Genomic DNA, 26,109 nt, shown 5'->3' with positions numbered 1-26,109 from the left:
GGCGCCTCGTGCCGGACGGCGAGAGGAGAGGCCATGACCGATTCGCGCGACGACGCGCCCGCGACCGAACGCAGCGCGCTACCGAACGACGTGCGGACCGAGCTGGAACGCGTCGAGACCCGCGAGTGGCTCGATTCGCTGGAGTACGTCCTGCGCTCGGGCGGCGAGGCGCGGGTGCGGGAGGTGCTCGAACGCCTCGATACGCACGCGCAGGCGCACGGCGTCGAGGTGCCCTTCAGCGCCGAAACCCCCTACGTCAACACGATCCCCGCCGACCGGGAGCCCCCCTACCCCGGCGATTTCGACCTCGAGCGGCGCATCCGCGCCCTCATCCGCTGGAACGCGATGGCGATGGTGGTGCGCGCCAACAAGTACAGCGACGGCATCGGCGGGCACTTGGCGACGTACGCCAGCGCCGCGACGCTGTACGAGGTCGGCTTCCATCACTTCTTCCGCGGTCCGCAGGCCGGCACGAACGCCGACCTCGTGTACGTCCAGGGGCACGCCAGCCCCGGCATCTACGCCCGCAGCTTCCTCGAGGGCCGCTTCGAGGTGGAGCACATGCGGAACTTCCGGCGTGAACTGCAGCCCGACCACCCCGGCCTCAGCAGCTACCCGCACCCGTGGCTCATGCCGGACTACTGGCAGTTCGCGACCGTCTCGATGGGCCTCGCGCCGATCCTGTCGATCTACAACGCGCGCTTCGCGCGCTACCTCGAGGCGCGCGGCCTCAAGGAGCGGGGCGACGGCAAGGTGTGGGCGTTCCTCGGGGACGGCGAGACCGACGAGCCCGAGACGCTGGGCGCCATCAAGATCGCCTCGCGGGAGCGCCTCGACAACCTCGTGTGGGTCATCAACGCCAACCTGCAGCGGCTCGACGGGCCCGTCTACGGCAACGGCAAGATCATCCAGGAGCTCGAAGCGATCTTCCGGGGGTCGGGCTGGAACGTCGTCAAGGTCGCCTGGGGGCGGCACTGGGACGCCCTGTTCGCGAAGGACGACGAGGGCCTCCTCGCCGCCCGCTTCGAGCGGATGGTGGACGGGGAAAGCCAACGCTACGCGGCGTTCGGGGGGGCGGAGCTGCGCGAGCGCTTCTTCGACACCCCGGAACTCAAGGCGCTCATCGACGGCTGGAGCGACGAGGACCTCGATCGCCTGAACCGCGGGGGGCACGACCCGACGAAGGTGTACGCCGCCTACCGTGCGGCGGTCACGCACGAGGGCAGCCCGACGGTGATCCTTGCGCGGACCGTGAAGGGGTACGGGCTCGGCGAGACGGCGGAGGCGAAGAACCCCGCCCACCAGACGAAGAAGCTGGACGAGGAGGACATGCGGGCGTTCCGCGACCGGTTCGAGATCCCCGTCAGCGACGAGGAGATCGGCGACTTCCCGTTCTACCGCCCCGAGCCGGACTCGCCCGAGGCGCGCTACCTGCACGAACGCCGCGAGGCGCTCGGGGGGTACCTGCCGGCCCGCACGCCCAACCACGAGCCGTTGCCCGCCCCCGACGCCGACGGCTTCGAGGAGTTCTACGAGGGCACCGGCGACCGTGCCGTGTCGACGACGATGGTGTTCGTCACGGTGCTCCGCAAGCTGCTGCGGGACGCGACGTGGGGTGACCGGGTGGTGCCGATCATCCCCGACGAGGCGCGGACCTTCGGGATGGAGGCGCTGTTCCGCCAGATCGGGATCTACAGCTCGCAAGGGCAGCTGTACGAGCCGGTCGACAAGGAGAACCTGCTCTACTACAAGGAGTCGAAGGACGGCGCCATCCTCGAGGAGGGCATCACCGAAGCGGGCGCCATGTCCAGCTTCGTCGCGGCCGGCACCAGCTACGCGAACTACGGCGTGCCGATGGTCCCCTTCTACATCTACTACTCGATGTTCGGCTTCCAACGCATCGGCGACCTCGCCTGGGCGGCGGGCGACATGCGGACCCGCGGGTTCATGCTCGGAGCGACCGCCGGACGCACGACGCTGGCGGGGGAGGGCCTGCAACACATGGACGGCCACAGCCACCTGCTGGCGTTGCCGATCCCCAACCTCGAGGCGTACGACCCGGCGTTCGCGTACGAGCTCTCGACGTTGATCCGCGAGGGCCTGCGGCGCATGTACGAACGCCAGGAGGACGTCTTCTACTACCTGACGATCGGCAACGAGAACCTCCCGCAGCCCGCCGCTCCGGAGCACCTGACCCGCGACGCGCTCGTGGACGGCATCACGCGGGGGATGTACCTCTACGCGCCGTCGCCGAAGAAGAACCCCAAGAAGCGCGTGCAGCTGTTCGGGTCCGGCGCCATCATGGGCGAGGTCCTCGACGCCGCGGAGCGCCTCGAGGGGTACGGCGTCGCCGCCGACGTCTGGAGCGTCACCAGCTACAAGGCGTTGCACCGCGACGCCGCCGCCGTCGAGCGGCGCAACCGCCTGCGCGACGGCGACGAGGTCGAGACCTCGTTCCTCGCCGCGCAACTGGACGGCGCCGTCGGCCCGATCGTGGCGGCGTCGGACTACGTCCGCGCCCTGCCCGACATGCTGGCGCCCTACCTGGACCGGCCGATCACCTCGCTCGGGACCGACGGGTTCGGGCGGAGCGAAGCGCGCGAGGAGCTCCGCGCGCACTTCGAGGTGAACGCCGCGCACGTCACGTGGGCCGCCCTGCGCGCCCTGGCCGACCAGGGGCACGTCGACGACGCGACCCTCGCGAAGGCCCGCACCGATCTCGACCTGCGCCCCGACGCGCCCGACCCCGCGGTCGCCTGAACGGAGACGAACCATGGCTACGGAACTCAAGCTCCCCGAAGTCGGCGAAGGCATCGACGCCGGCACCGTCGTGTCCGTCCTCGTCTCGGTCGGTGACGTCGTCGAGGTCGACCAACCGATCCTCGAGCTCGAGACCGACAAGGCGGTCGTCGAGGTCCCCGCGGAAGCCGCCGGCACCATCACGCACGTCGCGGTGGAGGAGGGCCAGGAGGTCCCCATCGGCGCGGTCGTCGCGACCGTCGACGAAGACGCCGACGCGGCCGCCGCCGCCCCCGCGACACCCGCCGAACCGGCCCCGCCCGAGGACGCCGCGCCCCCCGATGCGGCCGCACCGGCCGCGGAGGCACCCGCTGCGGAGGCGCCCGCGCCCAGCGCCGCGCCGAGCGTCAGCGCCGCGCCGGTGAGCGACGCCGCGTCGGCGTTGCCCGCCGCCCCCAGCGTCCGGCGCCTCGCGCGGGAGCTCGGCGTCGACCTGCACGCGGTGCAGGGCTCCGGCATCCTGGGCCGCATCTCCGCCGAGGACGTCCGCGCCTTCGCCGAAGGGGGCGCGCCCCGCGCCGCCGCACCCGCCGCCGCGCCCGCTGCGGCTCCCCTGCCGGACTTCTCCGCGTGGGGCGAAACCGAACGCGTCCCCATGAACGGCGTCCGCAAGGCCACCGTCCGCTCCATGACGCAGGCCTGGACGACGGTGCCCATGGTCACGCACTTCGACGAGGCGGACGCCACCCGCTTCGAGGCGTTGCGCACGCGCTTCAAGCCGGTCGCCGAAGCGCAGGGCGTCAAACTCACGCCGACCGCGATGCTCGTCGCGATCGTCGCCGCCGCCCTCCGCCGCTTCCCGGACTTCAACGCCTCGATCGACACCGCGGCGCAGGAGATCGTCTACAAGTCCTACGTCAACGTCGGCGTGGCGGTCGACACCGACGCCGGCCTGCTGGTGCCGGTGATCAAGGACGCCGACCGCAAGAGCGTCCTGGAGCTCGCCGGCGAACTCGGGGAGCTCGCGGCGAAGGCTCGCGACCGCAAATTGAAGCCCGACGACATGCAGGGCGGCACCTTCAGCGTCAGCAACCTCGGCGGGATCGGCGGGACCGGCTTCACGCCGATCGTCGCCCCCCCCGAGGTCGCCATCCTCGGCGTGTCGCGCGGTCGGACGGCGCCCGTCTGGAGCGAGGCGGAGGGCCGCTTCGTCCCGACCCAGATCATGCCGCTGTCGGTGTCGTACGACCACCGCCTCATCGACGGCGCGAGCGCCGCGCGGTTCCTGCGGTGGATCGCCGAAGCGGTCGAGGAACCGTTCCTGTTGCAGGTCGGCGCCTGACGCGCCCGGAGGGGGCGGGGGGCGTGGTAGCCTCCCGCCCATGGAGGTCGTGACCCCCGACGGCGACGGGCCTCCCGCCCGCGACGCGCACGAGGCGGCGCGCGCGGCCGGCCCGTCGCTCCGCGCGTCCGGCCTCGTCAAGCGCTACGGCGGCCGGACCGTGGTCGGGGGCGTCGACCTGGCGCTCGACCCCGGCGAGATCGTGGCGCTGCTCGGGCCCAACGGCGCGGGGAAGACCACCAGCTTCTACATGATGGTCGGCTTCGTGCGTCCCGACGCCGGCCGCATCGAGCTGGCGGGTCGCGACGTCACCCGCTGGCCGATGCACCGACGGGCGCGCGCGGGCCTCGGCTACCTCGCGCAGGAACCCAGCGCCTTCCGGCGCATGAGCGTCCGCGACAACCTCCTCGCCATCCTCGAGTTCCACGAGCGGGACCGCGAGGCGCGCTTTGCGCGGGCGGACGCCCTCCTCGACGAGTTCGGGCTGCTCGGTCTCGCCGACCAGCGCGCCGACACCCTGTCGGGGGGCGAACGACGCCGCCTCGAGATCGCCCGGAGCCTCACGATCGATCCCGCCTTCATCCTGCTCGACGAACCGTTCACCGGCGTCGACCCGAAATCGATCCGCGAGATTCAGGACCTCGTCCGCGACCTGCGCGAACGGCGCGGCCTCGGGGTGTTCCTCACCGACCACAGCGTCCGCGAGACCGTCGCGATCGCCGACCGCGTGGTGCTGATGTTCGACGGCACCATCCGCTTCGACGGCACGCCGGAGGCGTTCGCCGCCGACGATGACGTCCGAAGCACCTACCTCGGGCGCGACTTCCGGCTCTGAGGCGCGCCGTGGCCCGTTCCGCCGCCCCCGCCCGCCGCCGCACCGCCGGAGGCCCCACGTGATCTACCTCCTCGGGCTCGGCCTGTTGTTGGCGTCCCTCGCCGGCGTGATCGCCTGGGCCGGCGACCGGCTCGGGACGTGGGCGGGCCGCCGCCGCCTCACGATCCTCGGGGCGCGCCCGAAGCGCACGGGGCAGGTCATCGGCGTGCTCGCCGGCATCCTCATCATGGTCGCGACGCTGCTCGTCCTCGCCCTCGCCTTCCAGAACGCCACGCGGACGCTGCTCAACGCGCAACGCACCGCGCAGGAGCTCAGTCGCCTGCAGGACCAGGAACGCAGCCTCGCGGGCGAGATCGACCGCCTCCGGGAGGAACTCGGGGCGCTCGGGCAGGAGCTCGAGGAGGCGCGCGCGACCATCACCAGCGCCGAAGCGGCGCGCGACGCGGCGCTCGCCGCGCGCGACGCCGCCGCCGCGGAACGCGACGCGATCCGCGCCCAGAGCGACGTGCTGCGCGACGACCTCGCTGGCCTCGAGGAGGACCTCGCCGCCACCGAAGCGGACCTGGGCGACGTGCGGGCGGCCCGCGACGCCGCCCTCGCCGAACGCGATGCGGCGCAGTCGGAGGTCGCCGTCGCCCGCGCGGAGGTCGTGCAGCTGCAGGACGCCATCACCGTTCTCGAGCAGGAGGGCGCGCGGCTGGAGGAGGAGAGCGAAGCGTTGCGGCGGGAGAACCGCGACCTGGCGACCTCCAACGCTTCGCTGACCGACGCCAACGCCGACCTCGCCGCCCGCAACGACCGCCTCGAGGACCTCAACGCCGGCCTCGAGGCGCGCATCGTCGATGCGGGGGAGCGGGCCGAGGCGCTGCAGGCGCAGGTGGACGACCTCACGCAGCGCCTCGAAGCGCAGTCGCGACGGCTCAACGAGGTGCAGAGCGAAGTGGAGCGCGCCGCCTCCGGCGACGTGACGTTCGAGGCGGGGGAACTGATCTACAGCGGCTCCATCGCGGCGGAGGACGCCGCCGGCGCCCGCGCGGCGTTGGAGGCGTTCGTCGACCGCGCCAGCGAAAGCACCGCCCGGCGTGGGGCGGGGGAGGTCGTCCTCCGCGCCGACCAGATCGCGATCCTCGTCGACGCCATCACCGCCACGCCCGGCGCGGACCTGGTGCGGCTGTTGTCCCCCCGCAACCAGTTCTCCCCGCTGGAGGTCGCCGTCGTCGTCGAGGCGTTCGAGGACGAACGCGTCATGACGGCCGGGACGCTGCTGGTGACGCGCGAGGTGCACCTCGGGACGCGGGAGCTGCCGACCAGCCAGGCGGACCTCCGTACGACGCTCGCGTCCCTGAAGACCGAGGCGCTCGCGGCGTTGCGGCGCGCGGGCCTCGACGAGTTCCAACTCCCGCGCTACCCGACGTTGACGGAGGAGGCGTTCGCCGGCCTGATGTTGCGGCGCACCGGCCCCGTGACGATCGGGGTGTGGGTCCTCGAGGACGTCACGCGGGGCGGGCCCGCCGACCTCGAGTTCGTGATGCTGGATTGAGGCGGCGTCGGCCCGCTCAGTCGCGGGCGGGACGGGTCGGCATCCGCAGGATGGAGCCGATCCCGATCGCGCCGACCCCTGCGATCACGACCCCGATCAGCGGTTGCGCGAGGCCGACGAGGACGCTGCTCGACCCGGCGAACAGCACGATCATGGAGATCGCGAACGCCTTCGCGCGCGCCGGCAGCCCCAAGCCCGCGCGGATGTCGCGCACCAGCGGACCGAAGATCCGGTGGCGCAACAACCACCGCAGGAACCGGGGGCTGGAGCGGGCGAAGAAGTAGGCGGCGACGAGCAGCCAGACGGTCGTCGGCCAGCCGGGCAGCACCACGCCGATCGCGCCGAGCGCCACCGCCGTCCACCCGAGGGCGACGAGGACGCCGCGCACGACCGGGTTCGCGACGACGTGGTCGTGCGCGAGGCCCGGATCGGTCGGTGCGTCGGGGGGCGCGTCCTGCGGCGCGTCGTCGGGGGTGGGGTCGCTCGCCGGACTCACGCCCTCATGCTACCCGTCCGTCCCCCCGCGCCGCGCGCGGGCGGCGTCGCTGCGGCAGCGCGTCGAGCAGAAGCGTACCGCCTCCCAGTCGCGCGCCCACTTGCGCCGCCACGCGAAGGGGCGGCCGCAGTGCGCGCAGGTCTTCGTGGGGAGGGCGGTGCGGGAGCGCCCGCGTTCGCGTCGCGCCATTCAGGGGAGCGGCTCGTCGAAGCGTTGGATCTCGACGCGGTGTCCGTCGGGGTCGCGCGCGAAGAAGTGCGTGATGGCGAACGTCGGGTGGTGCCGGGGCGGCCCGTCGACCTCCACCCCGAGCCGCCGAAGCCGGTCGTGGGCGGCGGCGACGTCCTCGACGAGGAGGGTCGTGATCGCTCGGTCCTCGCCCGGCGGGACGCCGTCGTGCCCGTCGTAGCCGCGTTGGCACAACCCCAGGTAGGCGCGTTCCGCGACGCGCAGGACGAGGCAGGCGCCCTGGTCCCGAGCGACGGTGAGGCCCAGGTCGCGGACGTAGAAGTCGCGCGAGGCGGCGAGGTCCTCGACGGGACGGAAGGCGACGAAACCGGTGGGGGTGAGGGCGTCGTGCATCGGACCTCCTTCAGGGGGTGCGGCGTTGCCGGGCCGCTTCGAAGAGCAGCAGGGCGCCGGTGACGGAGAGGTTGAGGCTGTCGGCGGCGCCCGTCATGGGGACGCGCACCTCGGCGTCGGCGGCCGCCCGCCAGGCGGCGGGGAGGCCGGCGTGTTCCGCGCCGAGCAGGAGCGCGGTCGGGCCGCGCAGGTCGGCGTCCCAGTAGACGTCCCGCGCGTGCGGGGTCGTCGCGACGCGCCGCAGGCCCCGCGCCGCCAGCCACGCGTGGGCGTCGCCCGCGTCGCACGGCAGCGTCGGGACGGCGAAGACGCTGCCCATGCTGGCCCGCACGACGTGCGGGTTCCACGGGTCGGTGCCCTCCCCGCCGACGGCGAGGACGGCGTCGGCACCGGCGGCGTCGGCGCTGCGGACCAGCGCACCGAGGTTGCCGGGTTTCTCCGCGCCGACCGCGACGACGACCAACGCGTTCGGGGGGAGCGCGACGTCCGCCAGCGCGCGGCGGGGCACCTCGACGACCGCGGCGACGCCGTCGGGGTGCTGCCGGAGGCTGAGCCGCGCGAACGCGTCGGGCGCGACGGTCGTGGGGGTCGGCGTCGCGAGGTCGGCGAGCGCGGCCCGCCCCGCCTCCCCGAGCAGCGGCTCGGAGACGTAGACGGCGTCGATGGCCAGGCCGGCCTCGACGGCGCGCCGGACCTCGCGGGCGCCCTCGACCAGCGTCCGTCCGGTCCGCGCCCGCTCGCGCCGCTCGCGGAGCCGCACGAGCGCCTTGATGCGCGGGTTCTTGGGGCTCTCGACGTCGGGGGTCGGCACGCCGCCATGCTACCCGCGCGCCTGGGACGCGCCGGCCGGCGCGGCGACCGCACCGGCCGACGCGGTGCTAGCATCCCCGGGTCGCGCTCGGCGCGGGGAGGGGAGGGGCATGGAGGAGTCGCGCAAGGGACGCAGGGCGGGCGTGGCGTTCGTGCTGGTGGTGTTGTTCCTCGACATCCTCGGCATCGGCATCGTCATTCCCGTCCTGCCCGGCCTCGTCGCGGACTTCCTCGGCGGGGACGCCAGCGCCGCGGCGCCCTGGTACGCCGCCCTCGCCGCGGTGTACGCCCTGATGCAGTTCCTGTTCGCGCCGCTCGTCGGCGCGTTGTCCGACCGCTTCGGGCGCCGCACGGTGATCCTCTTGGCGCTGTCGTTGTTCAGCGCCAGCTACCTGGTGTTGGCGCTCGCCCCGACCCTCCTCTGGGCGTTCGTGGGGCGGACGCTGGCTGGCGTGACGGGCGCGACGATCACCGCGGCGAACGCCTACATCGCCGACGTCTCGACGCCGCAGACGCGCGCCCGGAACTTCGGCTTCGTGGGGGTCGCGTTCGGGCTTGGCTTCATCCTCGGGCCCGCCCTCGGCGGTCTGCTCGGGGGCTTCGGCCTCCGCGTGCCGTTCTACGCCTCCGCGGGGGTCGCGGCGATCGGGGTGCTGTACGGGGCGTTCGTGCTGCCCGAGTCGCTCCCCCCGGAGCGCCGGCGGGCGTTCGCGTGGAACCGCATCGATCCCTTCCGGGCGCTGGCGGGGTTGCGCGCCTACCCGGTCGTGGCGGGCCTGGCCGGCGCCTTCGTGTTCTTCAGCCTCGCGCAACGGGGTCTCGAGACCGTCTTCGTGCTCTACACCGATTACCGCTACGCGTGGGGGCCGCAGGAGAACGGCCTCGCGCTGGCGTTGGTCGGCGTCATGGCGGCGCTCGTGCAGGGGGTCCTGGTGCGCCCGCTGGTGGCCCGCATCGGGGAGCGCCGCACGATCCTCGTGGGTCTGTCGGTGTCCGCGCTCGGCTACGTCGGTTACGCCCTCGCGCCGACGGGGGGGACGTTGTTGGCGGTCATCGCCGTCACGGCGCTCGGGGGGGTGGCGGGCCCCGCCATCCAAGGCCTCGTGGCGGGCAGCGTCCGCCCGGAGGAGCAGGGCACGGTGCAGGGCACCCTCACGTCGGCGATCAGCGCCACGGCCGTGCTGGCGCCGCTCGTGTCCGGCGGCCTGTTCGCCGCCTTCTCCGGCGACGGGGCGCTCGTGGAGCTGCCGGGCGCCCCGTTCCTGGCGGGGTCGGCGTTCCTCGTCGCGGCCCTGTCGATCGTCGTCGCGACGTTGCGCCGCTTCCCGCACGCCGGGCGTCGGGCCGAGCCGGACGCCGCGACGCTAGACTGACGCATGCCGCCCCTGATCGACGTCGACACCCTCGCCGGACGCCTCCACGACCCCACGCTGCGGATCATCGACGCCCGCTTCGCGCTCGCCGATCCCGAGGCGGGCCGGCGCGCCTACGAAGGGGCGCACCTGCCCGGCGCGATCTACCTGCATCTGGACGACGACCTCTCCGGCCCGCTGCGCGACGACCGGGTCGGGGGTCGCCACCCGCTGCCCGACCCCGACGCCTTCGCGGCGCGGCTCGGGGCGGCGGGGATCGGCGACGCGCACGAGGTCGTCGCGTACGACGACGCGGGGGGCGCCTTCGCCGCCCGCGTCTGGTGGTTGCTGCACTGGATCGGTCGGGGCTCCGTCCGGGTGCTGGACGGGGGGATCCCCGCCTGGCGGGCGGCGGGGCACCCGTTGACGGCGGAGGTGCCGACCCACGCGGCGGCGCCGTCGACCGCGACGGTGAACCCTGCGCTCGTCGCGAGCCGCGCGGAGGTCCGCGCGGCGATCGCCGATCCGGGGACGTGGATCGTGGACGCCCGGGCGCCGGAACGCTACCGCGGCGACGTCGAGCCGATCGATCCGCTCGCGGGGCACGTGCCCGGCGCCGTCAACCGCCCCTTCGCGGAGAACCTGCGCGACGACGGGCGCTTCCGGCCGGCCGACGACCTGGCGGCCCGGTTCGCGCCGCTGGCGGAGGGGGGGGACGCGATCGCCTACTGCGGGTCGGGCGTCACGGGTGCGCACGACGTGCTCGCGGCGGTGGTGGCCGGGTTCGCGATGCCGCGCCTGTACGCCGGGTCGTGGAGCGACTGGACGGCGCAGCCCGACCCGCCCGTCGCGACGGGGCCGGAGGGCGCGGACGACGTCGCGCCGGCGTAGGTCCGCTACACTCGCGGCATGGATCACGACCCGCAGTACGGCGCCGCCAAACCGCTTCCCGGCTTCGGGTGGCTGCGCGAACCGATCAACGCCCTGACGCACGGCGTGGGGGCGTTGGCGGCCGTCGCCGGCCTGGTCGTGCTGCTGGTGATGGCCGGGGGCGACCCCATGCGGACGGTGGCCGCGGCGATCTACGGCGCGAGCCTGGTGGTGTTGTTCCTCGCCAGCACGCTGCTGCACGCCCTGAAGGTCGGGGCGTCGGCGTTGCGGGGGTTGCGGGTGTTCGATCACGCGTCGATCTTCGGGTTGATCGCCGGGAGCTACACCCCGATCGCACTCGTGACGCTGCAGCAGCAGCATTCGGCGTTGGGCTGGACGTTGTTTTCGGTCGTGTGGGGTCTGGCGGTGCTCGGCATCGTCTTCAAGGTCGTGTGGATCGGTGCGCCGCGCTGGGTGTCGGTCGGGTTGTACCTGGGGATGGGGTGGTTGTCGCTGGTCGCGCTCCGGCCGCTGGTGACGGCGCTGCCGGGGCCGGCGATCGGCTGGTTGGTGGCGGGGGGCCTGGCGTACTCGCTGGGCGCCGTCATCTACGGCGCGAAGCGTCCCGATCCGTTCCCGAAGGTGTTCGGCTACCACGAGTTGTGGCACGTCTTCGTCCTGATGGGGGCCTCGGCGCACTACGTGCTGATCGCCCGGTACGTCGTCGGGGCCTGACGCGGTGGCGGACGACGGGCCTCGGCACGGCATGAGCGCCGCCGCGAAGCGCGCCTACCGGCGCTTCGCGGCGTTCTTCCTGGCGGTCGGAGGGGTGTTCCTGGCGTTGGCGGTCCTGCGCGCCGCGGGGCTCTCGGACCTCCTCCGGGGGAATCCGGTGCCGGTCGCCCTCGTCCTGCTCGCCATCGGGGGGGCGCTCGCCTGGACGGTGGCGCGCGCCCCGCTCGTCGAGCCGGAGGAGGTCGCGGAGGGCGGGGGCGGCGCGCCGCTCGAGGCGGGTGGGGTCGTCGAGGTCGGGGCGCCGCAGGACGTGGACGCGGTCCCGCCGGAGCGCCGCTGACGGTGCGGATCTCGGTCGAGTTGTTGCCGCGCGACGCGGCGTCCCTCGACGCGCAGCTCGACGAGTTGGCGGCGCTCGGGGGGCCCTCGCGGGTGGATACGGTGAACCTGCCCGACGTGCTGCGCTTCGAGGTGCGCTCGTGGGAGGCGGCGGCGCGCGTCGCGGAGGAGGGCTACCGGGTGGTGCCGCACGTCCGCGCGATCGACGTCGACCCGTCGCGCCCGCCGGCGTTCCTGGACGCCCTCGACGCGGCCGGCCTCGACGAGGTGCTGGTGGTGGCGGGGGACGCGCCGGCGGACCTCTCGCGCCCGGTGTACGCGACCGATTCGGTGACCCTGATCCGGCGCCTGAAGGCGGCCCGCCCGGCGTGGCGGGTGTACGCCGCCCTGGATCCGTACCGGACCGACTTCGTGTCCGAACGGCGCTACCTGGACCGGAAGGTGGAGGCGGGCGCGGACGGCGTGTTCACGCAGCCGTTCTTCGACGTGCGGCTGGCGGAGATCTGGGCGGAGTGGACCGACGACCTGACGGTGCCGCGCTTCTGGGGCGCGACGAGCGTCACGAGCGAGCGGTCGGCGCGGTACTGGACGACCCGCAATCGAGCGGTCCTGCCGGGCGCCTTCGCGCCGACGTTGGCGCACAGTCGCGAGGTGGCCCGCGACCTCTTGGCGTTCGCGCGGGGGCGGGGGGACGGCGTGTACTTCATGCCGATCCGCGCGTCGGTGCGCGCGTACCTGGACGGCGTCGTCTGAGGACGTCGGGGTCGGGTTCGGCCCGGGTGTCGCGCCCCTTGCATTCCCCTGACTATCCGGGTGTATATTCCGTATTCGGCCGGACAGGGGGTCCGGTCCTCGCACCCTCACTCCACCCGCGGCGTCCGCCGCAGGAGGTCCACCATGAGCGACTACGACACCATCCTTCTCCACCGCCGCCACGGCGAACTGCAGCTCCTCGCGCAACGTCAGCACGAGTGGGCGGAGGCCCGCGAAGCGATGCTCCGCGAGAGCGGCCGCGCGCAACGGCGTGGCCTGCGCACCCTGTTCGGCCTCCGGGGCCGCGTCCGCCGCGGCCTCAAGGGCCGTCGCGCCCCGGCCTGAACGCCGCCTCGACCGCACGAACGTCCGCGCGCCCCGGAGCCTCCGGGGCGCGCGCGTCGTCCGCCCGGCGCACGCCCCGCGACGCCGCCAACCGGACGGAGGCGAACGCCACCAGGCCGGCCGCCGTGAACCACACGACCTCCAGACCCACCCCCTCGGCCACGCGCCCGCCCACCGAGGCGCCCAGCAGAGCCCCGAGGAACGTCGCCAGCGACGCGGCCGACAGCGTCGCGGACCGACGCTCGGACGCGCTGCGCGCGTGCAGCAGCGTCGCGAGCAGCGGCCCCGTCCCGCCCATCGCCAGGTAGACCGCCACGATCGCCGCCGCCACCGCCCACGCGGTGTCGGCGACCGCGAGCGCGGCGAGGGCGCCGGCCTGCAGCGCCAGGCCGGCGGCGGCCACGCGGGCGTACGCCCCGCCGGTCCGGCGCGCGAGCCACGTCGCGGCGTACGTCCCCAGGATCGCCGCACCGAACCCGCCCGCCAACACCATGCCGAACGGCGCCGTCCGGGTCTCGGGGGCGGGGAGGTACGCCGCCAAGGCCGGTTGCCAGAACGCCTCGAGCATCGCGACCGACGCCCCCAGCAACGCCTGGACGCTCAGCAGCGCGCGCAGCTCCCGGTCGTGCGCCGCGTCGCGCGCCACGGCGCGAAGGACGTCGCGTACGCCTGCCCGGTCGGCCGCGGCCCGCTGCGGGGCCGCGGTCTCCAGCGGGGCGACGCCCACCCACAGGTACGTCGCCGCGACGGCGTGCAGGGCGATCGAGGCCAGCAGCGGCGTGGCGAGCGGCGTGAGCCACGCCCCGTCCCCCGTCCCCACGCCGGCGAACGCGCCGGGCAGCAGGCTGCCTCCGAGCGTCCCGAGCGCGAGGGCGGCGAGCTCCGCGGCGTTCGCCGTCGCCAGGCGCGGCTGCAGCGGGGCGCCCGGGTCGGCGGTCGCCAACGCGTCGACGAACCACGCCTCGAGCGCACCGGACGTGAGTGCGCGGCCCGCCCCCGCGAGGACCGCGTAGGTCAGCAGCATCGGGAGGTCGAACGCGGCGAGGAGCGCCGCCAGCGCAGCGATCGTCACGACGCCCCCGAGCGCGACGGTCCGGATGCGGCCCCAGGCGTCCGCCCACGCGCCGGAGGGGACCTCGAGCAGCGCGACCGTGGCGGCGTACGCCGCCCCGAACGCTCCGACGTCGGCCAGCGTGAAGCCGCGCGAGGTGGCGAACAGCACCGCCGTCGCCATCGGCGTCACGGTCGCGCCCCACACCAACGCGTTCGCGGTCGCGTACGTGGCCGTGAGGGCGTCGGCGGGGGTGCGCGACCGGCGGAGGCGGCGCCGGCGTTCCGCGGCGGCGAGCGCCTCGGCGTGCCGCCTCCGCGCGACGTGCAGGGGGAGCTCCGGGTGGACCATGCCCGCAGCGTGCGCGGTACCCTACATGGAATGAAAGACTTAGATTCCGGTAGACCGCCGGCGGACGCCTTCCACGTCGTCGACGATCCCCGGCAGGCCCGCCTCCTCACCGACGACGACGCCCTCCGCTTCTTCCGACCGTTCCTTGCGCGCGACGCGAGCGCGAGCGAGGCCGCGGCGGAGGTCGGGGTGTCGCTCGACCGGATGCTCTACCGCATCCGTACCTTCCTCGACGCCGGACTCGTGCGGGTGGTGCGGCGGCGGCCGCGGGCCGGGCGCGCCGTCAAGATCTACCGGTCGTGCCACGACGCCTACCTCGTGCCGTACGCCGCGACCCCGTTCGCGACGCTCCAGGAGCTCCTCCGCCGACACTTCGAGGCGACCGCCCACCATCTCGCCGACGCCCTCGCTGCGCACGAAGCCGCCCGCGACCGGCCGTGGGACGGCTACCGCCTCTACCGCACCGAGGACGGCGAAACGTGGGTCGTCGGCAGCGACGTCGCCCTCGGCGAGGCGGAGGCCGTCGACCTCGTCACCACGCTCCACCTCCGCGAGGACGACGCCCGCGCCCTACGGCACGCCCTCGTCGACCTCTTCCACGCGTACGCCCGACGCAGCCACGAGACGACCGGGCCCGGCGCGGCGTCCGACGCGGCCTCCGGCGACCCCTCCGACGAGCCCTCCGACGACGACGTCGCGCCCTACCTGCTTCAGTTCGTGCTGGTGCCCGGTGACGCGTCCACCTGACGCCCGACCGGCGGGGTCCGCACGCCCGTCACGCCCCCTCGCGGACGCGCGCCAGTAGGGCGCGCCCCACGTCGGTCGACGCGCGCGCCTCCGCGGACGCCAGGAACTCGTCGAACGGGGCCGACACGCGACGCCCGCCCCCACCGGCGTCGTCCGCACCGGCCTCCACCGCCTCGGCGTAGAGGCGCGCCTGCAGCGCCATGTCCACCAGATTCATGTCGCGCACGAAGCGCGCCGCCTCGCTCGCGCGCGCCTCGTACGCCTCCCAGCGCGCCCGGATGCGGGCCCGCGCCGCCACGCTCGGGAGGTCGCCCGGACGCGTCTCGAGGTGCGTCATGGCGGCGGCCTCCGCCTCCGCCTTCGCGGCGTCGCGGCGCGCCCGGGCGGCGGCGTCGAGCCCGACGTCGCGCGTCGCGACGTCCCCCGTCACCGACTCCGCCAGGTCGTGCGCGACGGCGATCTCCAGCGCCTCGCCGGCGTCGACGCCGGCGGCGTCGGCGAACGCCATGCACAGAGCCGCCGTCCCCCACGTGTGGTCGGCCACCGACTCCGGGTCGGCGACCCCGAGCCGGACCCAGCCTTCCCGCGGCGTGGTCTTCAGTCGGTACATCCGGCGTAGGTAGGCGAGGCCGCCGTCGTCCCCCGCGTGCGTCATGCGCCGTCCTCCGCGTCGGCGGCCGCCCGCGCCTGGACGGCCGGCCGCCCGTCGGTCGGCGGGGGTGCGCCCCGGGCGGGTGGGGTCGCCGTCTCCGCGTCGGGGTCGTAGCCCAGCGACGGCGCCAACCACCGTTCCGCCTCCGCCACCGACCACCCCTTCCGCGCGGCGTAGTCGACGACCTGGTCGCGACCCAACCGACCCACCGCGAAGTAGCGGGCGTCGGGGTGCGCGACGTACAGGCCCGCGACGCTGGCGGCGGGCGCCATCGCGAACGACTCGGTCAGGGACATCCCCAACGCCTGCGCCTGCAGGAGGTCGAACAGCGGGCCCTTCTCCGTCCCGTCCGGCGTCGCCGGGTAGCCCGGCGCCGGCCGGATGCCGCGGTAGCGCTCGGCGATCAGGTCGTCGTTACCGAGCGCCTCGTCCGGTGCGTACCCCCACAGGTCGGTGCGGACCCGCTCGTGCACCCGTTCCGCCGTCGCCTCCGCCAGCCGGTCCCCGAGCGCCTTGGCGAGGATCGACGCGTAGTCGTCGTGCTCCGCTTCGAACGCCGCCGCCAGGCGCTCGACCCACGGACCCGTCGTCACCGCGAACCCCCCGAGCCAATCGGCGGCGGGGGCGGGCGCCAGGAAGTCCGCGAGCGCCAGGTTGGGGGCGCCCTCGCGGGCGGGGGCCTGCTGACGCAGCGTGCGCAACGTCGCGCGCACGTCGCGGCGCGCCTCGTCGCGCCACACGACGAGGTCGTCCCCGTCGCGGTTCGCCGGCCACAGGCCGACCACCGCCCGCGTCCCGGCGTCCTCCCGGCGCAGCCAATCCTCCAGCATCGCGTCCGCGTCGCGCTTCAGCGCCCGCGCCTGCTCCCCCTTCGCGGGATCGTCCAGGATCTGCGGCCAGCGGCCGCGCAGCTCCCACGCGTGGAAGAACGGCCCCCAATCGATGCGGTCCACCAGCTCGTGCAGGGGGAGCTCCAGGACCGTTCGGCCGGGCGCGTTCGGGCGGGGCGCCCCCGCGCTCCCGTCGGTGGGGAGGGCGTTCGCGCGGGCGTCGGCGAGCGGCAGCAGGCGCCGACCGGCGCCGCGCGCCTGGTGCCGAGAGCGCAACGTGTCGAACCGCTCGCCGACCTCCGCCGCGAGCCCCGGACGCTCGACGTCGCTCACCGCGCGCGCCGCGACCGGCACGCTCCGGGAGGCGTCGGTGACGTGCACCACCAGGCCGTCGTAGACCGGCGCGATCTTCACGGCGGTGTGCACCGCGCTCGTCGTCGCCCCACCGATCAACAGCGGCGTCGTCAGGCCGCGCCGCTGCATCTCCTTCGCGACCGCCACCATCTCGTCCAGCGACGGGGTGATGAGGCCGGACAGGCCGATGGCGTCCGCCCCGACCCGCTCCGCTTCGGCGAGGATCGTCTCGGTCGGCACCATCACGCCGAGGTCGTGCACCGCGAAGCCGTTCGACGCCATCACGACCCCCACGATGTTCTTCCCGATGTCGTGCACGTCCCCCTTCACCGTCGCCAGCACGATCGTGCCCGCCGTGTGGGCCGCCCCGTCCTGCTCCGCCTCCAGGTAGGGCGTGAGTTCCGCGACCGCCTTCTTCATGACCCGCGCCGACTTGACGACCTGCGGCAGGAACATCTTCCCCTCGCCGAACAGGTCCCCCACGACGTTCATGCCGTCCATGAGGGGCCCCTCGATCACCGCGAGGGGCGCCCCGAGCTCGCGGCGGGCGGCGTCGGCGTCCTCCGCGGCGTAGCGGTCGATGCCCTTCACCAACGCGTGGCGGAGGCGTTCGGCGACGGGCGCGTCGCGCCAGGCGAGGTCCGTCTCCTTCGCCTTCCCGGCCCGCCCGGCGAGGGTCTCCGCGAGTGCGACCAAGCGTTCGGTCGCGTCGTCGCGGCGATCGAACAGCACGTCCTCGACCCGCTCGCGCAGGTCCGGCTCGATCTCTTCGTACACCTCCAGCATCGACGGATTCACGATGCCCATGTCGAGCCCCGCCCGGCGCGCGTGGTACAGGAACGCGGCGTGCATCGCTTCGCGCACGCGGGGGTTGCCGCGGAACGAGAAACTCACGTTGCTGATGCCGCCCGACGTCAGCGCCCCCGGCAGGTTCGCCTTGATCCAGCGGACCGCCTCGAAGAAGTCGACGGCGTAGCGGCGGTGCGCCTCGATGCCGGTCGCGACGGGGAAGACGTTGACGTCGAAGACGATCGCTTCGGGGGGGATGCCCAGGCGTTCGGTCAGGAGGCCGTAGGCGCGCGCGGCGATCGACGTGCGGCGTTCGAACGTGTCCGCCTGCCCCGCCTCGTCGAACGCCATCACGATCATGCCCGCCCCCAGTCGATGCACCTCCCGGGCGGCGTCCAGGAAGGCGGCTTCGCCCTCCTTCAGGCTCAACGAGTTCACCAGGCTTCGGCCCTGCAGACGCGTCAGGCCCGCGCGAAGGACCGCCGGGTCGCTGGCGTCGACGACGACGGGTACGCGCGCGATCTCCGGCTCCGCGGCGAGCCGGTCGAGGAACTGCACCATCTCCGCTTCGGCGTCGAGCATCCCCTCGTCCATGTTCACGTCGATCATCTGCGCCCCGCCCTCGACCTGGTCGCGGGCGACGTCGAGCGCCTCGTCGTGCCGGCCCTCGCGGATCAGGCGCAGGAACCGGCGGGAGCCGGTGACGTTCGTGCGCTCGCCGACGTTCACGAAGTTCGTTTCCTCGCGGATCACGAGCGGTTCGAGGCCGGAGAAGCGGGGGCGTGCGTCGCGCGGCGGGGGGACGCGCGGCGCATGCCGCGCCGCGACGTCGGCGAACGCCGCGACGTGGTCCGGCGTCGTGCCGCAACACCCGCCGATGACGTTCACGAGCCCCGCCTCCAAGAAGCTCTCCAGCACCTCCGTCATCGCCGCCGGCGTCTCGTCGTAGCCCCCGAACGCGTTCGGGAGGCCCGCGTTCGGGTGGACGGTGGTCGGGACCCACGCCAACCGCGAGAGCTCCTCGACGTACGGCCGCAACGCCTCCGGGCCCATCGCGCAGTTCAGCCCGATCGACACCAGCGGGGCGTGCTGCACCGACGTCCAGAACGCCTCGAGGGTCTGGCCCGAGAGGGTGCGGCCCGACGCGTCGGTGATCGTGCCGCTCAGCATGACCGGCACCTCGACCCCCCACGCGTCGGACACCGCGTCGCAGGCGTACAGCGCCGCCTTCGCGTTCAGGGTGTCGAACACCGTCTCGATCAGGATCAGGTCCGCACCGCCGCGCAGCAACGCCTCCACCTGCTCGCGGTACGCCACGGCGAGGTCGTCGAACGTGATCGCCCGGTAGCCGGGGTTCTCGACGTCGGGACTCATCGACGCCGTCCGGTTCGTCGGGCCGACGGAGCCCGCCACGAAGCGCGGCTTCGCGTCGGTCGCGACCCGGTCGACCTCCTCGCGCGCGAGGCGGGCCGCCGCCTCGTTGATCTCCGCGACGTGCCCCTCGAGACCGTAGTCGGCGAGACCGACGCTCGTGCTGGAAAAGGTGTTCGTCTCCACGACGTCGGCGCCGGCCGCCAGGTAGCCGCGGTGGATCTCGCGGATCAGGTCGGGCTGCGTGACGCTCAGGACGTCGTTGGCGCCCATCAAGGGGCGGTCGTGATCCGCGAAGCGCGCCCCTCGGAAGTCGGCCTCCTCGAGGACGTGCGCTTGGATCATGGTCCCCATGGCCCCGTCGAGCACCAGGACGCGTTCGCGCATCGCGGCGCGGAGCCGGTCGGCGGCGCGGCTCACGCGACGTCCCGCCGGAGGAAGGCGATCGTCAGGGCGGTCGCGAACGCCGCGAAGTACACCGCCATCACCAGGCCGGCGTGGGGCAGCGTCAGGTCCGCACCGAGGAGGCTGGCGATCTGCGCGCCACCCGGCCCGCCGCCCGCCTCCTCCCCGAGCGCCTGGAGGTTCCCGATCACCTCGTCCAAGAGAGGCGCGGCGCTCGTCCGGGCCGGGAGGTACAGGTTGGTGCTGAGGAACCAGCGGGGGAGCGCCTCGAGCGTCGCCTGCAATTGAAGCGTCTGGAACAGTGCGTTGACGCGATTGAGGGGCTCGAAGCCGGCGGTGGCCCGCCAGACCGCGTAGAGGCCCTCGAGGAGGGGGGGGAGGAAGAAGGTCGTCACCACCCCCAACGTGACGTTGCGCAGCACGAAGATCGCCAGCGACGCGAACGCCAGCAACGCCGCCAGGTGCGCCCACTGCAGCAGGTAGAGCGACGCCAGGCGGCCCCACGTGCCCTCCACGGCGGTCGGGAGGAAGGTCGTCCCGAGCGCCCCGAACGCCGCTCCGAAGACGAACGCGCCGGCCAGCAGCACCCCGAGGAACGCCTGCATCGTCAGGAACGTGCCCGCCAGGACCGCCCGCCGGTCGGGTTCGCTGACGAGGGTGGATTTCCACATGCGGTGCGTCCGCGGCTCCCCCAATCCCGCCGCGGCGAGCAGGGCGACGGCGATCACGTACGGGCTGGGGCTCAGGTAGGCGGGGGCGACCAGCCCGACGCGGGCGACCCCGAACGGCGAGGCGAGCCCCTGGAGCAGGGTCTTCACCGGCACCGCCTCGCCCTCGACGAACGACCCGGTGAGCGTCACCTGCAGCACCCGCGCGAGCACGAGGACCGCGACCGGGAGCCCCACCCACCAGAGCCCCGCCAGGACGTAGACGCGGCGCTTGCGCAGCAGCCGGAACGCCTCGGCCCGCACGACCCGCCCGGTGGCGGCGAGCGCGGCCCTCATGCGGCGGCCTCGCGGTCGTCGGCGGCGCCGTCGGGGTCCCCGGTGACGCCCGGATCGGTGCGGTCGAGGAGGCGCAGGTAGGCGCCCTCGAGGTCCTCGCCCTCGGTCCGCGCTTCGGTCACCTCGACGCCCGCGCCGAGCAGGCGGCGCAGCAGGTCGGGGACGTCGGCCTGGGCGACGTCGACCCGGACCGCGGCGTCGGGTCCGCCGGGCGGCGGGACGTCCGCGGCGTCGGGCCCGGTGGCGGCGCCGAGGTGCGCGTCCCCGCGGACGGCGTCGTCGGCGAGGGCGCGCCGCAGCGCCCCCGGGTCGGTGGCGGACAGGCGGAGGGTCACGGTGCGTCGCTGGACGCGGTGCAGCAGGTCGTCGAGCGGCCCGTCGAAGCGGACGGCGCCGTCCTGGATGGCGACGACGCGGTCGACGAGCTTCTCGATCTCCGCCAGGATGTGGCTGCTGACGACGATCGTGACGCCGCCTTGGGCGACGGCGCGAAGGTTCTCGCGGATCTCCGCGATGCCGACCGGATCGAGGCCGTTGCTGGGTTCGTCGAGCAGCAGCACGTCGGGGCGGTGGAGCAGCGCGCGCGCCAGGCCGAGCCGCTGGCGCATCCCTTGGGAGTACGCCCGGACGCGTTTCGACGCCGCCGCCGTCATGTCCACGAAGGCGAGGACCTCGTCGATGCGGGCGGGGGGGACGCCCCCGTGCAGCGTCGCGGCGTAGTGCAGGTTGGCGCGGCCGGACAGGTACGGGTAGAAGCTGGGTTCCTCGATCATCGTCCCCACCCGCCGCAACGTCGGTCCCGGGACGCGTTCCCCGAGGATCTCCGCGGTGCCGTCGTCGGGTCGGATCAGGCCGGCGAGCATCCGCAAGGTCGTCGTCTTGCCGGCCCCGTTGGGGCCGAGGAACCCGACGATTTCGCCGCGCTCGGCGTGCAGGTCGACGTGATCGACGGCGAGGGCGCGGCCGTAGCGCTTGACGAGCCCGTGGGCGGCGAGGACGGCCATGCCGGGCATGGTACCCGCGGCCTCCGGCGGCGGGCGTTCCGGGCGCGGCATGCCGGACGCGACCGACGCGGTCCGGCGACGAAGGGGGTGCGCGGCGCAGGGTACGATTCCGCTCGGCCGCCGTCGCGGCGCGAGATCACCCAACCGGGAGGGGTCCATGCCCGTCTACGTCTACAAGAACCTGGCCACCGGCGAAACGTTCGAGGTCGAGCAGAGCATCCGCGAGGACGCCTGGACCGAACACCCCGAGAGCGGCGATCCGGTCAAGCGGATCGTGCAGCCGGTCGGCATCGCCTTCAAGGGCTCCGGCTTCTACGTCAACGACTCCAAGAAGACCTCGGGGGGCGCCGCCCCCAAGGCCGCGGCGAGCGACGCCGGCACGAAGGGCGACGCGGGCGGCGGGACCGACGCGGGGAGTGGGGCCGGGACGTCCGGGACCGCCTCGGGCGACGGCTCGGCTGGAACCGCCCCGGACGCCGGGACGTCGGGCGCGTCGGGCGCGTCGGGCGCCGCCGCGAAGAAGGACTGACGGGCCGGCGCCGACCGGTCGGTCACTCCCCGACGCGCAGCTCGAAGAGGGCCGGCCAGCGTTTGCCGGTCACGAGGAACGTGCCGGCCTCCGGCCGCCACGCGACGCCGTTGAGCACCGCGTCGTCCGCGAGCGTGGAGCGTTCCTCGTCCGCGAGGAGGCCGCGGAGGTCGAGGTAGCCGTCGACCCGGCCCGACGCGGGGTCGATGCGCACCAGCCGGTCGTCGTACCAGACGTTCGCCCACACCCGGTCCCCGACGCACGCGAGTTCGTTGAGGCGGGCCAGCGGTTCGCCGTCGAGGCGGACCTCGCGGCGGCCCTCGACCGCGAAGGTGTCCGGGTCGCGGAACGTCAGCGTGGCGCTGCCGTCGCTCATCACCAACCGCTCGCCGTCGAAGCAGAGGCCCCACCCCTCCCCGGCGTAGGTGTGCACGCGGCGCGGTCCGGGCGCGGCCTCGAAGCCGTCCAGCGGCCAGCGGTACGCCTCTCCCCGCTTCCACGTGAGTTGGATCAGCTCGTCGCCGACGCGGGCGAGGCCCTCGGCGAACACGTCGTCGGGTAGGTAGCGCACGGCCTGGCGGGCGCCGTCGTCGAGGCGGACGCGGCGGAGCGACGAGGCGCCGTACAACCCGGTGCTCTCGAACAGCGCCCCGTCGTGCCACAGCAGGCCCTGCGTGAACGCCGCCGGGTCGTGCGGGTAGCGAGCGACCACCTCGTACGGCAGGGCGTCGGCGGGGGGTGGGGTGCACCCGGCGAGCAGGAGGGCGCTCGCGAGCAGGGTCGCGGCGGCGCGCACGCCGCGCCGGGTCCCGCCCCGCTTCACGGCGACCCGGGCGCCCGCGCGTCCGCCGCGGCTTCGTCCAGGACGCCGGCGAGGCCGGCCCAGACGGCGTCCGCGACGGCGTCCTCGGACGCGGCCGCGTCGACGACGATCCAGTCCCCCGCCCGCGCGGCTTCGGTGAGGAACCCGTCGCGAACGCGGGCGTGGAAGGCGGCGCCCCCCGCCTCCAGGCGGTCGGGGGCGCCGCGTCGGGCGGCGCGCGCCAGCCCGACGTCGGCGGGGAGGTCGAGCAAGACCGTGGCGTCGGGTGTGAGGCCGCCGGTCGCGATGGCGTTGACGCTGCGGATCCAGGCGACGTTCAGGCCGCGCGCGTGGCCCTGGTAGACGACGCTGGAGGCGGCGAAGCGGTCGCACACGACGGTGCGTCCGGCCTCGAGGGCGGGCCGGACGCGGGTCCGGACGTGTTCGGCGCGGGCGGCGGCGTACAACAGGAACTCCGCTTCGGCGCCGACCTCGACGTCGGGATCGAGGAGGAGGGTGCGGATGCGTTCGCCGGGGGGGCTGCCGCCCGGCTCGCGGGTCTCGAGCACGTCGTGCCCCCGCGCCCGGAGGCGTGCGGCGAGGCGGGCGGCCTGCGTCGACTTGCCGGCGCCCTCGGGTCCCTCGAGCACCACGAACGCGGCGCGGCGGTTCACAGGCCGGTCGGGAGCAGCAGGAATTCGGCGTCGAGCCCGTGGACCTCCTCGATGCGTTCGGCGAGGAGCTTCACGCCGACCGTCTCGGTCATGTAGTGCCCTGCGAAGAGGGCGTTGAGGTGCCGTTCGAAGGGGACGTGGAAGACGTCGTGCTTGGGCTCGCCGGTCAGGAAGGCGTCGAGGCCCTCGTCGGCGGCGGTGTGGATCTCGCGGGCCGCGGCGCCCGAGACGATGCCGAGCGACCCGACCTCGAGCTCCCCGCCGGCATGCACCAGGACGCTCTCGCCGAGCTCGCGTTCGATGGTGTCCGCCAGGTCGCGTAGCGTCACGGGGTTCGGGAAGGTGCCCTTCACGCCGATCGGGTGGCCCTGCCAGTGCGCGAACGGGGTGGGGTCGGCGAGGCCCAGTAGGGCGGCCAGACCCCAGTTGTTGCCGAGTTCGCGGTGGGCGTCGAGCGGGATGTGGGCGGCGTAGAGGTTGAGGTCGTGCTCGAGCAGGAAGCGCACCCGCCGGCCCAGCATGCCGGTGATCGGTTCGGGGTCGCCCCAGAAGAGGCCGTGGTGGACGATCACGAGGTCCGCGCCGACCTCCGCGGCCTGCTCGAAGGCGGCGAGGCTGCCGTCGACGGCGACGGCGACCTTCGTCACCTCGTCGCGCCCCTCCACCTGCAGGCCGTTGAGGGAGGGGTCGGGGTAGGCGTGCACGTCGAGGGTGGCGTCGAGCCAGCGCACCAGGTCGTCTCGCTTCATGCGGGGAGGGTACCGCGCGTCGCGGGGCGGGCGCGTCGGGGCGGCGGCGCGGCGCAACGGCGTGCCGGGCGACGGTCGCCGGTGCGCCCCGCGGCTACGCTCCGGCGATGCCGCAGCGGCTGACCCGCACCGCGCCGTGGATCCTGTTGGCCGTCGCCGTCGTGGCGTCGGTGGCGCTCGTCGTGGCGAGTGGGGAGGACCTGCGCAGCCTCGCCGCCCTGCGTCCCGGACCGTTGCTGGCGCTGTTGGCGTTGCAGGTCGTGTACCTGGGGGTGCAGAGCATGCGCTTTCACGTCGTGCTGGTGCGGTTCGCGCGTCGGCCGGTGGGGGTGGTGCCGTGGACGCGCCTGTTCGTGCTGGGGCGTTTCTTGAACCTGTTCGTGCCGCAGGCGGGGAACGTCTACCGGGCGGTGGAGCTTCGGCGGCGGTTCGGCGTGACGATCCAGGACTTCCTGGTCGCGTTCGTGAACGCGCCGTGGTTGGCGATGATCCTGAACTTCGCGTTCGGGGCGGCGTTCGTCGCGGCGTTCGCGCGCGACGTCGAGGTGGGGGGTTGGCCGTTGTGGGCGTCGCTGTCGGCCGCGACGGGCGCGACGGCGGCGGCTCCGCTGCTGGCGCTCGCGATCCTGCCGTTGTTCCCCGAACGCCTCCGCGCGACGGCGTGGGCGCGGGCGCGCCTTGCGGAGATGGTGGCGGTGACGCTCGAGAGCGTGCGCGAGGGGCGTTACCTCCTGCGCGTGACGGCGTGGACGGCGGCGGCGTTCGTCCAGGCGTCGGTGCTCGTGTGGGTGAGTTTCGTGGCGTTGGACGTGCCGGCCGGCGTGGCGGAGGCGGTCGCGTTCTACGTGCTGCTGCAGGTCGCGACGTACGTGCAGGTGACGCCGGGCAACCTGGGCGTCCAGGAGTTGGCGTTCGCGGCGTTGTCGGCGGGCTTCGGTGCGTCGGCTGCGGACGGGGTCGTGGTGTCGGGGATCGTCCGCGTGACCGGCGTCGCGGCGTTGCTGGTGACCGCGCTGCCGGCCGGGGGGCTCGAGGCGCTCCGGGCGACGCGGGCCGGCGCGGTCGCGGCGGAGGCGGACGGCGTGCGCGGCGCGTCGGTGGCGCGTCCGCAGGTCGGGACGGCGGGGCGGAGCGCTCGCGGGGACCGGGACGGGGGAGGGTCCGCCGCCCCGTGACTTGACGCGGCGGCGGCGTGGGGCGTACACTTGCTTTTGCGCTCGCAGAACGGGGTTCGCCCCGCGGGCCGCGCTCCATGACAGTCCGATTCGCAACGACCCGTCGATTTCGACGCGATCCGTGCCACCGACTCCGCTGGAGACGGGGCGCGACGATCGCCGGGAGCGTAGGCGAGCTTCGGCTCGAACCGCCTCCCATGACGCAGGGTTGACACGGTCTGCGGGAATGGGCATACTAGGACTTCGCGCCTCAGGGCGCGGGGCTCCTTGAAAATCCGATTCGCAACGACCCGTCGATTCTGTTTTACACACTGCAAAACGGGCAGCCGGACCCTTGATTCCGGCACTGTTTTGGAGAGTTTGATCCTGGCTCAGGATGAACGCTGGCGGTGTGCCTTAGACATGCAAGTCGAACGAAGACCCTCGAACCGATCGCTTCGGTGTGACGTTCCTGGGGACTGAGTGGCGAACGGGTGAGTAACACGTGGGTGACCTACCCCCAAGTCCGGGACAACAGCTGGAAACGGCTGCTAATACCGGATGTGCTCGAGCCTCTTGTGGCTCGAGTAAAGTTTTTCGCTTGGGGATGGGCCCGCGGCGCATCAGCTCGTTGGTGGGGTAATGGCCTACCAAGGCGACGACGCGTAGCCGGCCTGAGAGGGTGATCGGCCACAGGGGCACTGAGACACGGGCCCCACTCCTACGGGAGGCAGCAGTTAGGAATCTTCCACAATGGGCGAAAGCCTGATGGAGCGACACCGCGTGAGGGATGAAGGCTCTCGGGTTGTAAACCTCTAAAAGGGGGACGAACGATGACGGTACCCCTTGAAAAGCACCGGCTAACTCCGTGCCAGCAGCCGCGGTAATACGGAGGGTGCAAGCGT

General features: G+C 73.9%; 25 protein-coding genes and 1 rRNA gene. 14 read left to right on the top strand and 12 right to left on the bottom strand.

Annotated elements, in window-relative coordinates; genetic code table 11:
* The first annotated feature begins 33 nt into the window (after positions 1-33).
* Genes aceE through RI554_01895 form a run of 4 tightly spaced genes read left to right on the top strand, consistent with a single transcriptional unit; the run spans position 34 to position 6,456 of the window.
* Positions 34-2,760: a pyruvate dehydrogenase (acetyl-transferring), homodimeric type gene (aceE, locus tag RI554_01910; GenBank protein MDR9390767.1), complete on the top strand. Its 2,727-nt coding sequence runs from the start codon at positions 34-36 to the stop codon at positions 2,758-2,760.
* A 13-nt stretch (positions 2,761-2,773) separates the two neighbouring features.
* Positions 2,774-4,081, top strand: a complete 1,308-nt coding sequence (locus tag RI554_01905; GenBank protein ID MDR9390766.1) for a 2-oxo acid dehydrogenase subunit E2 — start codon at positions 2,774-2,776, stop codon at positions 4,079-4,081.
* A 40-nt stretch (positions 4,082-4,121) separates the two neighbouring features.
* Positions 4,122-4,916 (top strand): LPS export ABC transporter ATP-binding protein, encoded by a 795-nt coding sequence (gene lptB, locus RI554_01900; protein MDR9390765.1) that lies wholly within the window; start codon positions 4,122-4,124, stop codon positions 4,914-4,916.
* 58 nt (positions 4,917-4,974) lie between these two features.
* The gene (locus RI554_01895) at positions 4,975-6,456 is read left to right on the top strand and encodes a DUF3084 domain-containing protein (protein ID MDR9390764.1); all 1,482 of its coding nucleotides are present in this window, start codon (positions 4,975-4,977) and stop codon (positions 6,454-6,456) included.
* A 16-nt stretch (positions 6,457-6,472) separates the two neighbouring features.
* On the opposite strand, the gene RI554_01890 is transcribed toward RI554_01895, so the two are convergent.
* The 4 genes from RI554_01890 to RI554_01875 are packed head-to-tail and all read right to left on the bottom strand — an operon-like array spanning position 6,473 to position 8,345.
* Positions 6,473-6,952, bottom strand: a complete 480-nt coding sequence (locus tag RI554_01890) for a YbaN family protein (protein MDR9390763.1) — start codon at positions 6,950-6,952, stop codon at positions 6,473-6,475.
* A gap of 9 nt (positions 6,953-6,961) precedes the next feature.
* Positions 6,962-7,141, bottom strand: a complete 180-nt coding sequence (locus RI554_01885; GenBank protein MDR9390762.1) for a DUF2256 domain-containing protein — start codon at positions 7,139-7,141, stop codon at positions 6,962-6,964.
* Positions 7,142-7,534 (bottom strand): VOC family protein, encoded by a 393-nt coding sequence (locus RI554_01880; GenBank protein MDR9390761.1) that lies wholly within the window; start codon positions 7,532-7,534, stop codon positions 7,142-7,144.
* 10 nt (positions 7,535-7,544) lie between these two features.
* Entirely contained in the window at positions 7,545-8,345 is an 801-nt protein-coding gene (locus RI554_01875; protein MDR9390760.1) for an RNA methyltransferase, read from the bottom strand.
* A 109-nt stretch (positions 8,346-8,454) separates the two neighbouring features.
* On the opposite strand from RI554_01875, the gene RI554_01870 reads away from it, so the two are divergent.
* The 6 genes from RI554_01870 to RI554_01845 all read left to right on the top strand — a co-directional run bounded on the left by RI554_01870 (position 8,455) and on the right by RI554_01845 (position 12,738).
* The gene (locus tag RI554_01870) at positions 8,455-9,717 is read left to right on the top strand and encodes a TCR/Tet family MFS transporter (GenBank protein ID MDR9390759.1); all 1,263 of its coding nucleotides are present in this window, start codon (positions 8,455-8,457) and stop codon (positions 9,715-9,717) included.
* A gap of 3 nt (positions 9,718-9,720) precedes the next feature.
* Positions 9,721-10,587 (top strand): sulfurtransferase, encoded by an 867-nt coding sequence (locus RI554_01865; protein ID MDR9390758.1) that lies wholly within the window; start codon positions 9,721-9,723, stop codon positions 10,585-10,587.
* Between the two features lie 18 nt (positions 10,588-10,605).
* On the top strand, positions 10,606-11,301 hold the full coding sequence (locus tag RI554_01860; GenBank protein MDR9390757.1) for a hemolysin III family protein: 696 nt from the start codon (positions 10,606-10,608) through the stop codon (positions 11,299-11,301).
* A gap of 31 nt (positions 11,302-11,332) precedes the next feature.
* Complete coding sequence (locus tag RI554_01855) at positions 11,333-11,641, top strand: hypothetical protein (GenBank protein ID MDR9390756.1); 309 nt, start codon at positions 11,333-11,335, stop codon at positions 11,639-11,641.
* Between the two features lie 2 nt (positions 11,642-11,643).
* A complete protein-coding gene (locus RI554_01850) occupies positions 11,644-12,393 on the top strand; it encodes a methylenetetrahydrofolate reductase (protein MDR9390755.1) in 750 nt (249 codons plus the stop codon).
* 144 nt (positions 12,394-12,537) lie between these two features.
* On the top strand, positions 12,538-12,738 hold the full coding sequence (locus RI554_01845; GenBank protein MDR9390754.1) for a hypothetical protein: 201 nt from the start codon (positions 12,538-12,540) through the stop codon (positions 12,736-12,738).
* On the opposite strand, the gene RI554_01840 is transcribed toward RI554_01845, so the two are convergent.
* Positions 12,713-14,140 (bottom strand): MFS transporter, encoded by a 1,428-nt coding sequence (locus tag RI554_01840; protein MDR9390753.1) that lies wholly within the window; start codon positions 14,138-14,140, stop codon positions 12,713-12,715. The two genes, RI554_01845 and RI554_01840, sit on opposite strands and share 26 nt — an antisense overlap.
* 30 nt (positions 14,141-14,170) lie before the next feature.
* Between RI554_01840 and RI554_01835 the strand changes: the two genes are divergently transcribed.
* Positions 14,171-14,887 (top strand): hypothetical protein, encoded by a 717-nt coding sequence (locus RI554_01835; protein ID MDR9390752.1) that lies wholly within the window; start codon positions 14,171-14,173, stop codon positions 14,885-14,887.
* Between the two features lie 28 nt (positions 14,888-14,915).
* Here the strand turns inward: RI554_01835 and RI554_01830 are convergent, their stop codons facing one another.
* From RI554_01830 to RI554_01815, 4 genes are read right to left on the bottom strand one after another with little or no spacing between them, the layout of a single operon-like run.
* The gene (locus RI554_01830; protein ID MDR9390751.1) at positions 14,916-15,542 is read right to left on the bottom strand and encodes an HD domain-containing protein; all 627 of its coding nucleotides are present in this window, start codon (positions 15,540-15,542) and stop codon (positions 14,916-14,918) included.
* Positions 15,539-19,303 (bottom strand): methionine synthase, encoded by a 3,765-nt coding sequence (metH, locus tag RI554_01825; protein MDR9390750.1) that lies wholly within the window; start codon positions 19,301-19,303, stop codon positions 15,539-15,541. Before metH ends, RI554_01830 begins: the two co-directional genes overlap by 4 nt.
* Complete coding sequence (locus tag RI554_01820; protein ID MDR9390749.1) at positions 19,300-20,292, bottom strand: hypothetical protein; 993 nt, start codon at positions 20,290-20,292, stop codon at positions 19,300-19,302. The genes metH and RI554_01820 overlap by 4 nt, the downstream gene beginning before the upstream one ends.
* Positions 20,289-21,296 carry an ABC transporter ATP-binding protein gene (locus RI554_01815; GenBank protein MDR9390748.1) on the bottom strand — a complete coding sequence of 336 codons (1,008 nt, stop codon included), beginning with the start codon at positions 21,294-21,296 and terminating at the stop codon, positions 20,289-20,291. The genes RI554_01820 and RI554_01815 overlap by 4 nt, the downstream gene beginning before the upstream one ends.
* Positions 21,297-21,453: 157 nt before the next feature.
* On the opposite strand from RI554_01815, the gene RI554_01810 reads away from it, so the two are divergent.
* The gene (locus tag RI554_01810) at positions 21,454-21,825 is read left to right on the top strand and encodes a hypothetical protein (GenBank protein MDR9390747.1); all 372 of its coding nucleotides are present in this window, start codon (positions 21,454-21,456) and stop codon (positions 21,823-21,825) included.
* Between the two features lie 22 nt (positions 21,826-21,847).
* Here the strand turns inward: RI554_01810 and RI554_01805 are convergent, their stop codons facing one another.
* Genes RI554_01805 through RI554_01795 form a run of 3 tightly spaced genes read right to left on the bottom strand, consistent with a single transcriptional unit; the run spans position 21,848 to position 24,050 of the window.
* Complete coding sequence (locus RI554_01805; protein ID MDR9390746.1) at positions 21,848-22,621, bottom strand: glutaminyl-peptide cyclotransferase; 774 nt, start codon at positions 22,619-22,621, stop codon at positions 21,848-21,850.
* Between the two features lie 23 nt (positions 22,622-22,644).
* Entirely contained in the window at positions 22,645-23,301 is a 657-nt protein-coding gene (gene tmk, locus RI554_01800; GenBank protein ID MDR9390745.1) for a dTMP kinase, read from the bottom strand.
* Complete coding sequence (locus tag RI554_01795) at positions 23,298-24,050, bottom strand: Nif3-like dinuclear metal center hexameric protein (protein MDR9390744.1); 753 nt, start codon at positions 24,048-24,050, stop codon at positions 23,298-23,300. The genes tmk and RI554_01795 overlap by 4 nt, the downstream gene beginning before the upstream one ends.
* A 107-nt stretch (positions 24,051-24,157) precedes the next feature.
* Between RI554_01795 and RI554_01790 the strand changes: the two genes are divergently transcribed.
* Together RI554_01790 and RI554_01785 are read left to right on the top strand one after the other, a co-directional pair.
* Positions 24,158-25,225, top strand: a complete 1,068-nt coding sequence (locus RI554_01790; protein ID MDR9390743.1) for a lysylphosphatidylglycerol synthase domain-containing protein — start codon at positions 24,158-24,160, stop codon at positions 25,223-25,225.
* Positions 25,226-25,573: 348 nt separating this feature from the next.
* Positions 25,574-26,109: ribosomal RNA gene (locus RI554_01785) — 16S ribosomal RNA — on the top strand; the annotation flags it as partial.

The sequence above is a fragment of the Trueperaceae bacterium genome (assembly GCA_031581195.1).
In the GTDB taxonomy this organism is placed as follows: domain Bacteria; phylum Deinococcota; class Deinococci; order Deinococcales; family Trueperaceae; genus SLSQ01.
The sequence above is the reverse complement of the archived record's forward strand: the minus strand, read 5'-3'. Positions and strand labels throughout refer to the sequence as shown.

Bases quoted from the DNA above. Each gene is read 5' to 3' on its own strand.
- RI554_01860 (MDR9390757.1), top strand. From the start codon at position 10,606: ATGGATCACGACCCGCAGTACGGCGCCGCCAAACCGCTTCCCGGCTTC.
- RI554_01815 (MDR9390748.1), bottom strand. From the start codon at position 21,296: ATGGCCGTCCTCGCCGCCCACGGGCTCGTCAAGCGCTACGGCCGCGCC.
- lptB (MDR9390765.1), top strand. From the start codon at position 4,122: ATGGAGGTCGTGACCCCCGACGGCGACGGGCCTCCCGCCCGCGACGCG.
- RI554_01795 (MDR9390744.1), bottom strand. From the start codon at position 24,050: ATGAAGCGAGACGACCTGGTGCGCTGGCTCGACGCCACCCTCGACGTG.
- RI554_01820 (MDR9390749.1), bottom strand. From the start codon at position 20,292: ATGAGGGCCGCGCTCGCCGCCACCGGGCGGGTCGTGCGGGCCGAGGCG.
- RI554_01830 (MDR9390751.1), bottom strand. From the start codon at position 15,542: ATGACGCACGCGGGGGACGACGGCGGCCTCGCCTACCTACGCCGGATG.
- RI554_01855 (MDR9390756.1), top strand. From the start codon at position 11,333: ATGAGCGCCGCCGCGAAGCGCGCCTACCGGCGCTTCGCGGCGTTCTTC.
- RI554_01865 (MDR9390758.1), top strand. From the start codon at position 9,721: ATGCCGCCCCTGATCGACGTCGACACCCTCGCCGGACGCCTCCACGAC.
- RI554_01840 (MDR9390753.1), bottom strand. From the start codon at position 14,140: ATGGTCCACCCGGAGCTCCCCCTGCACGTCGCGCGGAGGCGGCACGCC.
- RI554_01880 (MDR9390761.1), bottom strand. From the start codon at position 7,534: ATGCACGACGCCCTCACCCCCACCGGTTTCGTCGCCTTCCGTCCCGTC.
- RI554_01810 (MDR9390747.1), top strand. From the start codon at position 21,454: ATGCCCGTCTACGTCTACAAGAACCTGGCCACCGGCGAAACGTTCGAG.
- RI554_01885 (MDR9390762.1), bottom strand. From the start codon at position 7,141: ATGGCGCGACGCGAACGCGGGCGCTCCCGCACCGCCCTCCCCACGAAG.
- RI554_01870 (MDR9390759.1), top strand. From the start codon at position 8,455: ATGGAGGAGTCGCGCAAGGGACGCAGGGCGGGCGTGGCGTTCGTGCTG.
- RI554_01835 (MDR9390752.1), top strand. From the start codon at position 14,171: ATGAAAGACTTAGATTCCGGTAGACCGCCGGCGGACGCCTTCCACGTC.
- RI554_01905 (MDR9390766.1), top strand. From the start codon at position 2,774: ATGGCTACGGAACTCAAGCTCCCCGAAGTCGGCGAAGGCATCGACGCC.
- RI554_01790 (MDR9390743.1), top strand. From the start codon at position 24,158: ATGCCGCAGCGGCTGACCCGCACCGCGCCGTGGATCCTGTTGGCCGTC.
- RI554_01845 (MDR9390754.1), top strand. From the start codon at position 12,538: ATGAGCGACTACGACACCATCCTTCTCCACCGCCGCCACGGCGAACTG.
- aceE (MDR9390767.1), top strand. From the start codon at position 34: ATGACCGATTCGCGCGACGACGCGCCCGCGACCGAACGCAGCGCGCTA.